At 71.6% G+C, this 15,336-nt stretch carries 8 protein-coding genes; 3 read left to right on the forward strand and 5 right to left on the reverse strand.

Annotated elements, in window-relative coordinates; all coding sequences use genetic code 11:
- Window positions 1-70 precede the first annotated feature (70 nt).
- Window positions 71-2,242, reverse strand: a complete 2,172-nt coding sequence (locus ACTOWY_RS43600) for a hypothetical protein (RefSeq protein WP_441315474.1) — start codon at window positions 2,240-2,242, stop codon at window positions 71-73.
- A gap of 80 nt (window positions 2,243-2,322) precedes the next feature.
- On the opposite strand from ACTOWY_RS43600, the gene ACTOWY_RS43605 reads away from it, so the two are divergent.
- From ACTOWY_RS43605 to ACTOWY_RS43615, 3 genes are read left to right on the forward strand one after another with little or no spacing between them, the layout of a single operon-like run.
- Window positions 2,323-3,720 (forward strand): hypothetical protein, encoded by a 1,398-nt coding sequence (locus tag ACTOWY_RS43605; RefSeq protein ID WP_441315475.1) that lies wholly within the window; start codon window positions 2,323-2,325, stop codon window positions 3,718-3,720.
- Entirely contained in the window at window positions 3,717-5,633 is a 1,917-nt protein-coding gene (locus tag ACTOWY_RS43610) for a glycosyltransferase (RefSeq protein WP_441315476.1), read from the forward strand. The genes ACTOWY_RS43605 and ACTOWY_RS43610 overlap by 4 nt, the downstream gene beginning before the upstream one ends.
- Complete coding sequence (locus ACTOWY_RS43615) at window positions 5,630-5,899, forward strand: hypothetical protein (RefSeq protein ID WP_441315478.1); 270 nt, start codon at window positions 5,630-5,632, stop codon at window positions 5,897-5,899. Before ACTOWY_RS43610 ends, ACTOWY_RS43615 begins: the two co-directional genes overlap by 4 nt.
- Here ACTOWY_RS43615 and ACTOWY_RS43620 read toward each other — a convergent pair.
- The 4 genes from ACTOWY_RS43620 to ACTOWY_RS43635 form a co-directional block, all read right to left on the reverse strand.
- Window positions 5,896-9,309: a glycosyltransferase gene (locus tag ACTOWY_RS43620; protein WP_441315479.1), complete on the reverse strand. Its 3,414-nt coding sequence runs from the start codon at window positions 9,307-9,309 to the stop codon at window positions 5,896-5,898. The two genes, ACTOWY_RS43615 and ACTOWY_RS43620, sit on opposite strands and share 4 nt — an antisense overlap.
- Window positions 9,310-9,312: 3 nt before the next feature.
- Window positions 9,313-11,034 carry a DUF2079 domain-containing protein gene (locus ACTOWY_RS43625; RefSeq protein WP_441315480.1) on the reverse strand — a complete coding sequence of 574 codons (1,722 nt, stop codon included), beginning with the start codon at window positions 11,032-11,034 and terminating at the stop codon, window positions 9,313-9,315.
- A complete protein-coding gene (locus ACTOWY_RS43630) occupies window positions 11,031-12,281 on the reverse strand; it encodes a hypothetical protein (protein ID WP_441315481.1) in 1,251 nt (416 codons plus the stop codon). The genes ACTOWY_RS43625 and ACTOWY_RS43630 overlap by 4 nt, the downstream gene beginning before the upstream one ends.
- A 108-nt stretch (window positions 12,282-12,389) precedes the next feature.
- Window positions 12,390-14,750 (reverse strand): glycosyltransferase family 4 protein, encoded by a 2,361-nt coding sequence (locus ACTOWY_RS43635; RefSeq protein WP_441315482.1) that lies wholly within the window; start codon window positions 14,748-14,750, stop codon window positions 12,390-12,392.
- Window positions 14,751-15,336 lie beyond the last annotated feature (586 nt).

Consider the following 15,336-nt stretch of genomic DNA (forward strand, 5'->3'; position numbering starts at 1 on the left):
CGCCACCCAGGCGCAGATGAGCCGTAGATGAGGAAGTCTTCATCTCCGACCGGGGTGCCGCCACCCGAGGTCAGCCCACCCGGACGTAGTCCAGCTCGACCTTCCCGGCCGCCACACTCGGATCGATCCGCAGTTGCTTGATCCGACCACGCCACTTCGGATGCGCGCCCAGATCCAGCCGGTGCACCTCGAAGGTGCGCTCGGTCGCCGCGACCCGCAGGCTGACCTGCTTGTCCTCCGACCAGGTCTGGTCGTCCTCGGTGATGAAGTAGATCTGCGCGGCCGTGCCCCGGGTGCCGTTGCGCAGCCGCAGTTCCACGAATCGCTGACTCGCCGCGTCCAGGCCGAGGTTGTCCGGGGAGAACAGGAACGGGTCGTCCCCGGCGGACTCCATGGTCAGCACCCCGTCCCGCACCGAACCGGTCAGCTGGTGCCACAACCGCCAGCCCTCGGTGTCCTGGTCGAACCGCCACCAGCGCGAGGGCTCGGCGAGGTAACCGAGCGCGGGCGCCCAGCTGGTCCGATCGGCCGTGTTCGACCCGTCCGGGTTGACCTCGAACCGCAGCACGTCACCCGGCGCCACCACCAGCCGGTCCGCGTTCAACTCCACCCCGTGCAGATCCACCGGCCCGACCTGTCGCCGCACCAGCTCCCGGCCGTTGACGGTGAGCCGCACCCGCGCGCCGTCCCCACCGGCCTCGGCCTTCAGCGCCCGGCTGCGCAGGCTGATCGTGCCCGCCTTCGGCGCGGTCCAGGTGCGCGCGGTCCAGCAGCCCGCGCAGTCCGGCGGGGTCTGGGTGAACCGTTCCACCACGGCCCCGCCCGTCCCGCGGTACTGCCCGCTGGCCTGGTCGAAGGGCAGCTGCCGCCAGGTCGATCCGTCCGCGCTCTGCTGGTAGGACCAGCCGTCCCGCGAGGTCGCGGCGAAGGCGGAGGGGGCGTGGAAGGAGTCGCCGATCGAGTGCAGTTCGACGTTGTCCCTGATGTCGAACCCGTCGAAGTTCCCGCCATCGGCGCTGCGGGTGAACCCGGTCGGCTCGTGGAAGAGGTTGCCGCGGATGGTCCCGGTCGGCCTGATCATGTGGTTGATCCGGGCAATCCCACCCAGGTGCGCTGGCTGGTTCGCCTTGGCGTTGTCCAGGAACAGGTTGCCGGAGACCTCGTGGTCGCGGCTGTGGTCGGCCGGGCCGTGGATGGCCAGGTACTCCACCCCTGGACCGGCGTTCGAGGCGATCAGGTTGTTCTGCAGCCGGACCGAATCGGTGACGATCTCGTGGTCGAAGCCGGTCTGGTCCGGCGAACCGGTGTCCGGCACCTCGGCCACGATCGAGTTCAGGAACCGGATGTCCAGGACCCGGCCCAGGAACACCGCCGCCGTACCGGACGGGATCGGGCAGCCCGCCTCGCGCCGCAGCATCGAGTTCATCACCACGACCTGCCGCAGGTTCACCAGCCGCAGGCTGTCGTGGCAGCCCTGGCCCGCACCGGCGTCGTCATGCAGGTTCAGCCCGTCCAGCACCACGTTGCGCACCAGGCTGTTGCCGTCGTGGCCGTCCGAACCGGACTGGCCGTTGCACCAGTCGAAGGAGACGCTGCCCAGGTTCCGGGTGCCCTCGATATCGCGGATCAGCACGTCCTTGAGCGCGTACTGCGCCGCGGTGAAGCTCAGCGCCGGACCGGTGATCGCGATCCCGGCCGAGCTGAAGATCCCGTCACTGTCCTTGCACGGCCACTGCTGGGTCAGCACGCCGGTGATGTCGTGCACGAAGATGTCGCTGATGGTCAGGCCCTCGTTGCCCAGCTGATCGAAGTAGGCCACGATGCCCGCGCCCGCGTGGCTGACCTCCAGGTTGCCGACCCGCCAGTGCGAGGGGTTCGCCAGCCGCACACCCCGGTCCGCGGGCCGCCCGTCCCGCTGGATGTGCGGCCGCGGCCCGCTGCCGTAGGCGTCGAGCACCACCGGGTCCGCCGCGGTGCCCTTGCCCCGCAGGTTCAGCTGCTGGTTCCATCGCGCGCTCCTGGCCAGCAGGATCCGGTCGCCCGGCCCGTACTCGCGCGCGTTGACCGGGGTGAAATCACACCACGGGGCGGCGATCTGCTGACCCGGCCCGGTGTTGCTGCACCCGGCCCGGTTGTCCACGTAATAGGTGCTCCCCGGCGCGGCCACCGCCACCCCGGCCAGCCCGCCACCGGCGACCAGCACCACGGTCAACGCCACCAACAGCGACTTACGTCGTCTCATCGGACCTCCCCTGTCCCGGTCAGGCAGGGTAGTTGCCGGTTCGCCCGGCTGCCCGGCACAACTCGGATAAAGTGCGGGACGTGCAGGAGCCCACGTCGCCAACGATCGGTGCGCTTGCGGTGTGGAGCAGCTCCGACCTTCCGGGGCTCGGCGACCAACTGCTGCCCCGGCTCACCGAGTACCACCTGTCCACCCGGCTGCCTGACTGGCGGATCTCCTTCCACGCCCCCTTCGGCTGGACCCGCCCGCTGCGCACCGACGGCGGACTGGTGGCCGAACCGCTTGGCGAGTACCGGCCGCGCCGCGTCGCCGCGCTGGCCGCCGCCGACCTCACCGTGATCACCCCGGCCTTCCCGCTCGGCGCCGACCTGACCGGGTTCTACGGCGGTCCGGTGCCCGGCGCGGAGTTCTTCACCCACGCCCTCGGCGAGCACCCGGTGCTGGTCAGCGCGGTGCGCGTGGCCGGTCAGCCCAGTGCGCACCTGATCTCGGCCTTCGCCGGTCAGCCTTACCCGTCGGTGCGGGACATCCGGTCCAGGGACCGGCTCGCCGACGCCGGGCTGCAATGGGACGTCGCCGTGGTGCCGCACCCGGCGCTGCTGGCCGACAGCCTGGTCAGTCCGGGCGCGCTGGCCACCCGGCAGGGCGATCTGCGCAAGCTGCGCATCCTGCCGGCCGAGGGCAGCTACCTGGTCCTGCAGCTCACCCCCGACCTGGCAGGCGAGCTGGCCACACTGCCCGCGGTGCTGGAGAAGATCCAGGACTTCCTGGCCATCGAGCACATCGTGCTGCTGCCCACCGGCCCGGACGCCCCCGCCCTCGATGGCCACCGGCTGCCAGCCGACCTGGTCCTGGAGGACCGGATCGCGGTGCTGGCCGGGGCGAGCCTGGTGGTCGCCGCCGATGAGCACGCCGCCGCGGCCGCGGCCGGTCTGGACCGCCGCTGGGTGCTGCTGGACCCCACCGGCGAACAGCGCTGGCCGGTGCTGGAGTTCGGCGCCACCAAGCAGATCGCGGACCGGGCGAACAAGCTGCTGGACGCGGTGCACGCCGCGCTCAAACCGGTCGCCTCCCGGCGGCAGGCGGTGATTGAGCACTTCGACGCCATCGCCGAAACCGCCCAGCGCGCCGCCGCCGGCCGGGCGCCGACCCGCGACCTGGCCGCGGAGAACCGCGCGTTGCGCGCGGCCAATGCCGCCCTGCGCGAACGGATGTTCATCGAACGCCAGCGCCTGGTCGAACAGCTCACCAACAGCTGGCAGGACAGCGAACCGGACGCGGACCTGGAGTCGTTGCGCGCCGAACTCGTCGAGGAACGCAGGCTGCACGCCGAACTCGCCGAGCGGCACCGCGCGCTGGCCGCCGAGATCGACCGGCTGGCCGCCGACAGCAAGGAACTGACCGCGCTGCGCAACACCAAACTCATGCGCTGGGCCCAGCCGGCCAGGGACGCCTACGGAAAGCTCCGCAAGCCGTGACCGCCATTCCCAGGGTCACCTTCGTGCTGGTCAGCTACAACGGCAAGGACATGCTGACCAGCTGCCTGGACACCCTCGCCGAGCACACCCCTGGCCCGTACGAGGTCGTGGTGGTCGACAGCGCCTCCCCCGACGGCACCGGCGAATGGCTCGAAGCGAACCTCACCGGCGCGACCGTGTTGCGAATGCCGGAGAACCTGGGCTTCGGCGCGGGCTGCAACCTGGGCGTCCAGCACGCCCGCACCGAACTGATCTGCTTCCTCAACGCCGACGTCGAGGTCACCCCCGGCTGGTTCGAGCCGCTGCTCGCCCGCCTGGACGCCACCCCGCAGGCCGCCGCGGTCGGCTCGGTGCTGGTCTTCCCGGACGGCCGCCTGCAGGAAGCCGGCAGCGTCATCGGCGGCGATGGCTGGAGCCGCGGCTGGGGCGACGGCGACGCCGACCTCTCCCCGCTGTACCCGCGCTCGGCCGACTACTCCTCGGCCGCCTGCCTGCTCATGCGGCGGCGCGCGTTCTGGGAGACCGGCGGTTTCTCCCCCGAGTTCCACATCGCCTACTTCGAGGACACCGACCTCCAGTTCCACCTGCGCTCGCTGGGCTGGCAGATCTGGGTCGAACCCGCCTCCCAGGTCCGGCACATCCGGCACGGCAGCAGCACCACCCCGCGTGCGATCGAGCTGTCCACCATCAACCACGAGGTCTTCGTCCGCCGCTGGCCGGAAGCCCTGGCCAAACGCCCGCCGGCGGTCGGCGTGCACGAACACCCGCACCGCCTGTGGTGGCTACGCGATCAGCAAGCGCCCTACCGGGTCCTGCTCACCGCCGACCAGGTCCCCGACCCCACCCAGGGCCAAGGCGCGCAACGAGCCTGGGCGGTCATCCAGTACTGGCGGCAGGCCAACCCCGAGGCCGCCATCACCGTCCTGGCCACCCACGGCGAGCCCACCGCCCTGCGCGCCACCGGCGTCGAAGTGTCCATTGTGGACAACCCGACTGTCTGGGGCCGCGACCGCGCCGGACTCTACGACATCATCGTCGCCCTCTCCGCGCGCGGCTTCCCGCTGGCCGAAGAGGTCGCCAAGACTCAGCCGCAAGCCATCCGGCTGTTCGACACCCAGACCTTCCAGCACCGCGAAGCCGAACGCCGCTTCTCCGTGCTCCCCGACGCTTCCGCTCGCCGCCACTGCGCCACCGAAGCCGCGACCTGGCGTGAAGCCGAGCAGAAAGCCCTGACCTGGGCCGAACTCAGCACCGTCGGCGGCACCGCCGAACTCGACTGGGCCACCCGTCACGCCCCCCAGGCCAACCTGCGCCTGGCCCCGTACCCGGTGCACCCCACCCCGGCCCCCGCCGGTCCGGACCGTCGCGAGGGCCTGCTCTTCTACGGCGCCTTCGCCGCCACCGCCACCTCCAACAAGGTGGCCGCGCACACCCTGATCACCGAGGTCCTGCCGCTGCTGGACGCCCCCCGCCTGCGCGTCATCGGCGCACACGCCCCGGTCGCCCTGCGGGCCCCCGGCGTGGACGTCATCGGCTGGGTCCCCGACCCCGCCCCCTACCTGCGTACCGCCAGGGTCCTGGTCAACCCGGCCGCCAGCGGCGCGGGCACCCAGACCAAACTCCTGGACGCCATGGCCCACGGCCTGCCCTTCACCACCACGGCACTGGGCGCCGAAGGCATTCCACTCGGCGACCTGCGCGAACACCTGGTCGCCGAATCCCCGGCCGAACTCGCCGAACTGACCCAGCGCCTGCTCGACGACGACGCCAAGTGGACCGCCATCCAGGCCACCCTGCTGGAACTGGCCGCCACCCACTTCAGCGAAGCGCAGTTCAGTGCGGCGATGGCCGAGGTCCTCATCCACTGCGGCATCGCCCCACCCACCAAGACCTACGCGAAGGTTGCCCGGTGACTCCCACCGCCAAGGACTCCGGCTTCTGGCGATGGCTCTTCCTGAACCCCTGGGCACGCAGGATCTTCTACTTCCCGATCCTGCCTGCCGCAGTCCTGACAGCGACCTACCTGCTGCTGGACTGGCCGCACTTCAGCTACCCGCTGGTGGGTGCGGCCCTGTCCGCGTTCGACGTGGTCAACCGGTACCTCGACTGGCGAACCCTGCGCCGCACCGGCCGCCTCTTCCTGGAACGAGAGCCAAGGCCCGACGCCTCAGCCCTCTAGTCCAGCGGTGGCACGGTCCGCTCCGGCATCCGCCGCCGCGCCCGCCGCAACGCATGCCACCGCAACGCCGCGGTCAGGAAATACCGCTCCGTCCCACCGGTCTCCGGCCGATTCCCATTCCGCGCCGCCAGCTCCACCAGCACCGACAACTGCCGCTCCACCCCGGCCAGCTTCACCAGCTCACCGCGATCCGCCGCACTCAGCTGATCCCCATTGCGCGCCAGCAACACCGCCGCGAACTGCGCGATCCGCCGCAGCTCGTGCTCCACGACGTGCTCCAGCTCCTCCCGCCGCTGCGGAGTAAGCCCTCGCTCGATCCCCAGGCTCAGCTCGGCCAGTCCCACCGGCCCCGGCAGACCCGAGGTCCACCACGGCAGCATCCACCCGCTGACGTTCTCCCCATGTTGCCGATAGGACTGCAACGGACGGTCCACAAAGGACAGTGCGCCGACCGACAACGCCGTCGCCGCGATCCACTGGTCGTGATAGGCCGTCGGCGTGCCCGGCGGGAACGGCAACACCCGCTCCCGCACCAGGTCCGCCCGCACCAGGGAGGCCGCGCCGGTCACCGTGTTCAGCATCAGCAGCGCGTCCAGCTCGCGCCACTGGTTGCGCCGCTTGCCCCAGGAGGTCTCGGCGATCAGTTTTCCGTAGTCGTCGATCAGCCGCATATCGCAGTAGACGAGCTGCACCTTGGGATCGGTCAGCCGCTCCAGCTGCACCGCGAGCTTGTCCGGATCCCACACATCGTCCTGATCCGACAACGCGATCGCGTCCGCGTCCAACGGCGCCAGCCGCAACGCGCGCTCGAAGTTCCGGTAGAAGCCCACGTTCCGTTCGTGCTCGACGACAACGAACCGCGGATCGTCCTCGGTCAGCTCGGCCAGCACACTCCGCGCCGCCGGATCCGTGCCGTCATCGGAGATCACGCACACCCAGTTGTCGTGGGTCTGCTTGCGGATCGAGTCCAGCTGCTCGGCCAGGAACCGCCGCTCCGGGTGGTAGGTCGCCAGGCAGATCGCCACCCGCGGACCCGACCCCGGCCACGCCACCCGCACCGGCCGGATCCCCACCTCGGCCCTGGTCCGCAGGCCCGGCAACGCCCGGTGCAACCGCGTGCCATCACTGAGGTCGACGATCAGCTCCAGCGGCAGGTCGTGCCGGGTCGGCCCGGCAGGCAACGGAATCCGCGCCCGGAACCCACTGCCCGCCGGCACGTGCCACCCGGCCGCGCCCAGCTCCTGGCGCACCACCGGCCGGTGGTAACCCAGGTTCGCCGGGCACATCCGCCCGTCAGCCTTGATCCACACCGCCCGCACCGGCAGGTCCGCGTGCACCGCCCAGCCGGCCAGATCCACCACCTGACCACGTCCGATGTGCACCGGCTCGCCCGGCACGTCCACCGCGAACCGCAACCCGGCTTCCCGCGCCGCGCCCTCGCGCACCCGCAACCGCCTGGCCAGCAACGGGGTCAGCGCGGGCGCGTACCGGCTGGCCCGCCGCAACACGCTGTCCGGCTCAGCCCCGCCCCGGCCCAGCAGCAGATCCCGCATGCCCCTGGCCGCCCGCGCCGCCGGCCACACGTACCGGTGCCCGGCCCGTACCAGCGAAGACCCCTCCAGCGCGTCCAGCCGCGCCCGGGTCCTGGCCAGCCGGTCCCGCAGCTGCTGACTGGCGCCGGCCTGCCCGGCCGCATCCGCCCGCGCCGCGTCCGCCTCCGAACGCACCCGCTCGAAATCCTCGGTCGCCTCCGCCAGCCCGGCGAACGCGCTGCCCACCCGGTTGTCCAGTTCGACCAGCTCGTCCTGGGTGCGCGCCAGCTCCTGCCGCAGCGACTCCCGCTCGGCGTCCGCGGCCCGCAACGCCTCCTCGGCCGCCTGGTGCTCCTTGGTCAGCTCCGCCCGCAGCTCCTCGGCCTGCGCCTTCGCCTGGGTCAGCTCGGCCTGCCGGTGCGCGATCTGCTGGCGCAGCGCCTCCACATCGGTCCACAGCGAGCGGGCCGTCTTCTCCGCCTGCTCCTTGGCCGCCAGCGCCCGGCCCACCTCGCCCAGCCCCGGCGGCAACTCCCACACCCGCGGCCGCCCCGGCAGCACCGCGTCCGCCTCCAGCGTCGCCAGCACCCGGTCCCGCGGCGCCCCCGACACCAGCTCCTGCAACGAGGCCTCGGCCGAGGTCAGCTCGACCCACCGCTGCCGCGCCGGACCACCCAGTCCGCACAGGTCAGCCAGCCGGAACAACAACTTCTGCAGATTCGTCTCCGCGGGCCACGGATGCGGCGCCCCGGAATCCCGCAGCTCCCTGGCGAACTCGCGCAGCCCGCGCAACAACGCCAGCTCCGCGTCCACCCCCGACCCGGCCTCCCACTCCAGGTCGATCCGGCGCACCTCCCGGTCCGGCCCCAGCACCAGGTTCCCCGGATGCACGTCCAGGCAGTCCGGCGGCAGCACCGGCACCCCGGCCCGGCCCGGCAGGAACGGATGCCGCAGATCCTCCGCGGTCAACGGCCGCGCCTGGGCCAGGCAGGTCCGGCACCACAGGCCCAGCAGTCCGCCTGCCCGGTCCAGATCACCGGCGGCGAGCGCCTCCAGCAACACGGTGTCCAGACACCGCCCCGGCAACCACGGCTCGGCGGGCACCACCCGCTGCCGCAGCCAGCCCTCGGTGTTGTCGGTGCCCTCGATCGTCTCCAGCACCAGGTCCGCGCTCAACCGGCGGGCCCGCTGCCACCGCGGCTGCCTGCTCGGATTCACCAGCCAGGCCAGCCCCGGCGCGGCCACCCTGGCCACCGCCTCCGGCGTCCGCCCGGCCACCACCAGGAACGCGGGCGCCACCGCCGCCGCGAAACCCTCGGCCAGCGCCAGCTGATGCAACCGCCGGCCCGGCGCCGCCGCCAGCTGCTCGTCCGCGGCGCCCAGCAACGGATCCCGCACCAGCTTGTCGACCAGCTCCAGCCGGTCCTCCCGCTCGAACACCGCGCCGTCCACCAGCACCCGCGGCCGCACGTGGTCCGGATAGCAGAGCAGCCAGCGCTGCGCGGTCAGCCCGGCCCCGTCCAGCAACCCGGCCAGCACCCGGCGGCTCCAGGTCCGCGGCCCCGGCCTGCCCGGGTAGTCCGCCGCGCCCAGCCACATCCGCTCCCGCACCGGATCGGCCTTGCCCAGCAACTGCCCAAGCCCGAGCTGGTTGTGCACCGCCAGCACCAGCACGCCCTCGGCCGCCAGCTGCCCGGCCACCTGGCCGAGCAGCCCGGCCGGAGCCGCGGTGTGCTCCAGCGAGCCGTCCAGCAACGCCAGGTCGAACGGCCCGCCCTCGGCCAGCCCCTCCGGGCCGACCTGCACCAGCCGCGCCTCCGCGGTCAGCCGCAACGGGGCCAGCAGCCCGCGCCACAGCACCTCGTTGTCCCCGCTCACCACTCAGCCCGCCTTCGCGGTCACAGCCCCGACGTGGAACAGCGCGCCGCGCGCGGACACCACCACCCGGGGATTGCTCGCCCCCGGCGCGGTCACCGCGATGAACCCGCTGTTCTGTTCATCCACCAGCAGCGCCTGCGCGATGTCCGGCCGCCGGATGCCCACCCCGCCGCCACCGACGATCCGGTTCGACGAGTCCAGCACCAGCACGCAGTCCACCGCCCGCTCGGCCACCAGGGCCCAGCCGCTGATCGGCGCGTCCCCGCGCACCGGCCCGCTGTCGATGTTGCCGACATTGGGCAGGTCAGGGGCGGGATTCGCCAGTTCCTCGATCTTGTCCGCGGCCACCTGGTCACCCAGCTCCCGGCCCGGCCCACAGCCCAGCGTGAAGCCGGAGTTGAACGGGTAGACCCCGATGCCCTTGGCCGCGGGCAACACCGCGGCCGGAATCCGCAGCCGGGTCAGCTCGGTCAGCGCGTTCACCCGCATCGCCACCGCCGCGACTTTCTGGTCGTCGTAGAGGTGCCGCTGGATCCCGGCTTGCCCGTTGCCGATCACGTAGGTCACCGCGGCCACCGCCAGCACCACCGCGCTCACCCTGGTCACCGACCAGCCGGGGAACCACAGCACCGCCAGGGTCAGCAACGCGGCCGCGGCCAGCGCCGCGATCTCCGCGTACCGCCCTGCCAGCGACACCCCGATGCCCAGCAACGCCCGGGACAGCCCGATCATCATCGCCGCCGCCAGGATGTAGGTGCCCAGTCCGGCCCAGCCCGCCACCGGCGCGTCCACCGCACCCATGACCCGCCTGCGCAGCAGCAGGATCACCGCGGTCACGATCCCGGCCGCGGTGAACGCGCCCATCGCCACCGCGATCTCCGGCGTCTTCGCCGACCAGAGCTGACCGATCGTGCCCGCCGCCATCGCCAGGTAGTCATCGGCCCGCAGCGAGCCGGAAGACTTCCAGCTCCGGTTCACCGTCAGCGCCCAGCCGACCACCACGGCCAGCCCGATCGCCAGCGGCCACAGCACCCGGCGGGCCTGGTCCCCGCGCAGGAAGAACACCAGCGCCAGCGCCGGGAACACCGCGAACGCCGTGCCGTGACAGGCGCATCCGGCCAGTGCCGCCAGCACCGACCACACCGGGCGGCCGCGCTGGGCCAGCAGCACCGCCAGCGTGGCGAAGAAGAACTGCGGCATCCAGGACACCCCGCTCATGCCCTGGCCGAACATCTCGGTGGCGTTGGTGGAGAACACCAGGAAGGCGAAGGCCACCGTCAGCGCGGACCGCTTCACTACCTCCAGCGACCGCGGCAGCATCCGGTTCAGCACCACCACGATGCCCGCGGCGAACACCGCGGTCACGATCCCCAGCGCGTGGTTGCTGCCACCGAGGAACTTCGCGTCCAGCCAGAACAGCAGCGCGGGCACGAACATCGGGTGCTCGTTGTGGTACTGCAGGATCGCCCGCGGGATCAGCGAACCGTCGTCGTTGGTGATCTGTGTCAGCAGGTACCAGTAGTCCACGAAGTGCAGCCGCGGCGCGCCCGCGATCTCCAGCACCGCGCCGAGCACCGGCAGCACGCCGAAGACCCCGATGAGCACCGCTGGCCAGCTGATCCGGCGCAGCCACTCCGGTGCGGCCATCTCGACCTGCGAGATCGGCGTGAAGCCACCGCGTTCCCGCGGTTCGTCACGCCGATCCGTGGCTACCTCGTCACTCACTGGCCGGGAAACTTGCCGGCCGCGGCCACCGCGAGCGCGTGGAACTGCGGCACCAGCTTCGCGTCCCGGTCCGGACCCTGCGGCGGCGACGGGACCTGGGCCACGTTCACCCGGATCACCTTGTTGCCCGAGGTCCACACGATCCGGTACAGCGCCCGCGCGTCGTCGATGAACTGCAGGATCTCGCCGCCCTTGGCCAGCCCGCCGACCTCGCCCTTGACCAGGCCGTCGGTCTTGCCGAAGTCGATCAGCTTGGTCTGCAGCTCCTTGGCCGCGGCCGCGTCCTTGGTCTCGATCACGAAGGTGGAGTACTGGAACGGCTCGTTGGTGCTGCCCTTGTAGCTGATGTCGCCGGCGGCCAGCGGCTCGATGGCGTCCATCTCCTTGGGCGCCAGCAGCTCGGCGGCGCGCAGGCCGCCCGCGTCGTAGACCCGGCTCTTCGGGTCCGGTGCGCCCGGCCCCGGAGGCAGTGCCTCGAACGGCTTCTGCGTGGTCGTCGTGGTCGGCGCGACGCTGGAGGTGTTCGAGGTGGCGGTGTTGTTCGGGTCGCCGCCGGTGTTGCGGAAGCCGAAGAACCACACCGCCCCGCCGACCAGCGCCAGCACCACCACGATGCCGATGATCGGCAGCACCTTGGAGGACTTGCCCGAGGGTGCGCCGAACACCTCCGGCCCCTGCCGGATCCACGCCTCGTTGCCGGCGGGCGGCAGCGGCGGCAGGTCACCGGCGCCACCCCACGGCGGGGCCGCGTTGGACTCATCGCCCCACGGGGTCTGCGGCTGCTGCTGCGGAGGCTGCTGCTGGTGCTGCTGGAACGGCTGCGGCGGCGGGGGGAACCCGCTCGGCGGCGAGGCCGGGAAACCCGGCTGCTGATGCTGCTGGGGCGGCGGCGGGAAGCCCGGCTGCCCACCCGCGTTCGGCACCACCTGGGTGCGGTCGGCGTCGCCGGCGGGGGGCTGCTGCGGCTGCCAGCCGCGCACCACCTGGGTCGCCTCCGCGCCACCGTTGGCCACCACCTGGGTGGCCTCCGGGTTCCCCGGCGGCGGGGTGTTGTCCCGGATCGGCTGCATCACCTGGGTGCTGTCGATGCTCTGTTGCTGACCACCCGGTGGGGTGAAGGAGGGTGAGCCACCCGCCCCGGCCGCCGCCGACAGCAACTCATCGCGGCGAGCGCGGTACTCCTCGGCGGAGATCAGACCGGCGGCCAGACCCTCGTCGAGCTTGCGGAGCTCGTCATGCCAGGTCACCCTGGCACCCCCTTCCACTGGGTAAAGAAGACGCGGCATATTGTGCCGATGCCATCGTCAGTGGTGTATGCCGCTGCCAAGTCGTGACCCTGCGCCCACCGGCGCGAATCAGGCGCCTCGTCGCTGAGCAGCGCCGTACGCCTGTTCGAGCTGCTCGCGCACCCAGTTCGCAGCGGCCGACACGGTGCGGGTACGCAGAATGTACTCGCGCCCCGCCCGGCCCACCGCAGCGGCGTGCTCAGGATCATCCGCCACCCGCCGCATGGCCCGCGCCGCAGCCGCCGGATCAGGCTCGGCCCAGCGCGCCGTCGGCGGGTACGGCTCCCAGCCTTCACCTACCTGGGTGAACTCGAACGACACCGGGAAGCCGGTCACCGCGTCCAGGAACTCAGCCGTGCCCGAGTAGTCGGTGGAGATCACCGGCAGTCCGCGGATCATCGCCTCGGCCACGGTGAACCCGAAGCCCTCCGAGCGGTGCAGGGAGACGTAGCAGTCGCTCTCGTCGTAGAGCGCGGCCAGTTCGGCCACCGACAGGTACCGCTCGATCAGTTCGATCCGCGGGTCGTCGCCGATCAGCGTGCGCAACCGCTCCGCCGCGCCGGGGTGCAGCTCGCCGTTGATCGCCTTGACCACCAGGCGCACGTCCGGATCCGCCGGGAAGGCCAGCCGGAACGCTTCCACCAGGCCCCACGGGTTCTTCCGCGCCGCGATGCTGTTGAAGTCGAAGGCGAACAGGAACCGCAACGGCGCACCCGGCAGCCTGCGGCCGCGGTTGGGCGGACCGGGGTCGCTGATCGGGATCGGGAACACCTTCACCGGCTTGTCCGTGTGCGCGCTGATCGCCGCCCGGCAGAACTCGCTGATCGTCCAGATCTCGTCGACCAGCTCGTACGCCTTGTGCATGCTCGGCGGGAACTCGTCCAGCTCCCAGGACCACACGCCGATCCGGTACCGCTGGTGGAACAGCTGCGGGTAGAGGTCCACCGCGAGCGTGGTGGTGTCGGCGTTGATGCACAGCACGCTCAGCGGGTACCGCGGCGCGCCCAGCGAGGCCGGCCGCTCGATCGCGGTCCGGTTGTTCACCAGGAAGTCCTCGACCACGGTCGCGGTCGGGATACCCGCCGCGTGCACCGCCTTGTGCAGGGCCCGGCCCAGCTCGCCGACGCCCAGCTCCGCGGTCAGGTGCCCCAGCAGGTTCACCCCGAACTCGGCCACCGGCGCCGGCCGTTCCAGCGCGGGTTCCGGCACCGCCCACTCCGCCAGGTCGTGCTCGGTGGTGGCCACCCCCCGGCACCACTGCCGGTAGGCCTCGTTGTCGCCCTCGGTCGGCCGCGGGAACACCACCCGCAGGTCGACCCGGCTGTCCCAGATCGCGGTCACCCAGCGGTTCAGCCCGGAGTGCGCCTGGGTCGGATTGCCCGGCCCGGCCAGCCAGTCCCGGAACGCGCCGCCCTTGTCCGGCCCGAACGCGTGCGGCGGAACCTCTGCCCCCTTGCCCGCCAACTGCTTGGCCGCCGCCTTGCCCCACTCCGCCCGGAACAACTCCCGGACCAGCGGCGTCAACGGCGTGCCGTCCGGCAGCTCATCGAACTTGCACAGCTCAGGGGTGTCCGGCCGATAGCCCGCGGCCAGCAGCTCACCCCGGTAGGTCTCGCACAGCGCGTGCACCGCTGGCTGCTCCGACAACAGCACCCGCGGCCGCCCCGGCAGATCGGCCAGCAGCCACGGCCGCTCCGGCCGGTACCCGCTGAAGACGAACGTGCGCAGCAGCTCGCCACCGGCCCGCACGGTCCCACTGACATCCGCGGTCACCGGACGCTGCCCGGCGTTCCAGTGCCCGACCCCGACCCCGGGATCCCGCAGCACCACGTGCGGGAACAACGCCGCGACCTCATCGGTCCACCGCGGCCACCGGTCGTCCCCGCTCACCGCGTTGCGCCCGACCCGCTCGCACAGGTAGTCCAGCATCGCCCCGGCCCGGCCGGTCACGCTCAGGAACGCCGGGTCGAACACGCCACCGGCCAGCACCTCGGCCTCGCTCGGCGAGCGTCCGTCCTCGGGCAGCGGCGCCAGCAACCTGGGCAGTAGCACCGCGCCGTGCGCCCTGGTCAGATCGGCCAGCCGGACGAACGGCGCGAACACCTTGCTGTCCCTGCTCAGGCTGGTCACCAGATCGGTCCTGGTCAGCAACGCGCGCAGCAGGAACGGCACCAGTGCGGTACGCAGCTCGGCCGCCGGGAACGCGGTCGCCAGCCGCAGGTAGCTGTCCTCGCCGAGCCCGAACCCGTCCCAGCCGACTACCCGGACCCCATTGGCCTGCCGCGCGCCCCGGTCCCCGTCGAGCACCGCGATGACGAACTCATGCCCGGGGTTCCACTCCAGATAGGAACCGGCGAGCACGCGCGCCGCGGGCATCCCGGCGGCGGTGGTGATGGTGCAGGCGATCGGCCGCGCCGCCTTCTCGCTCATCGAAGCTTTCCCCTCGCCGAACCTGCTCCGGATGCTATCGGCCACCGAGTGCCGGCACGCCCGGAACGCACCCGCGGGCCGGGACGCTCCCACCGGTAACTCGGCAGCACGGCCGAAGCGGCCGGCACTGGCGGCTCGCACTGCCTATCCGCACCGCCTTGGCGGTCTCCGAAACCGTCCTCGTTCGGCATCGCCCGACTTTGCTGCCGGATACCGCTGGTCAGCAGCCTCCCGTAATCCACCAAACCGCCCCTGACCAGCCGATTTGACTTCTCATTCGCCCCTGAGTAACTTTCTCTCTGCCAGCGCGGAACGGCCCCGGAAATAACCGGGAACGGACCGCCGGAAGGGCCGCGAACCAAGCTCCCGCCAGTAGGTGGTAGAGTGGGCGCCCGAAGGAAAAACTAGCTTCCAGGACAATCAAGCCCCGGGACAAGCTGTCGGCGAGTAGCTGATAGATTGTGCGGTGTGCGTGTGTTCTTTGAGAACTCAACAGTGTGCCGATGTAAGCCAGTAGAGCTTATATATTTGAAACCTCGTTTGAGGTTCCTTTGAGATCACATTGATAAAGGATTGCGTCTAGCGA

Source organism: Crossiella sp. CA198, assembly GCF_052078295.1.
Taxonomy (GTDB): domain Bacteria; phylum Actinomycetota; class Actinomycetes; order Mycobacteriales; family Pseudonocardiaceae; genus Crossiella.

Excerpts from the sequence above, each read along its gene's own strand:
- ACTOWY_RS43600 (WP_441315474.1), bottom strand. The coding sequence starts at position 2,242 with ATGAGACGACGTAAGTCGCTGTTGGTGGCGTTGACCGTGGTGCTGGTC.
- ACTOWY_RS43635 (WP_441315482.1), bottom strand. The coding sequence starts at position 14,750 with ATGAGCGAGAAGGCGGCGCGGCCGATCGCCTGCACCATCACCACCGCC.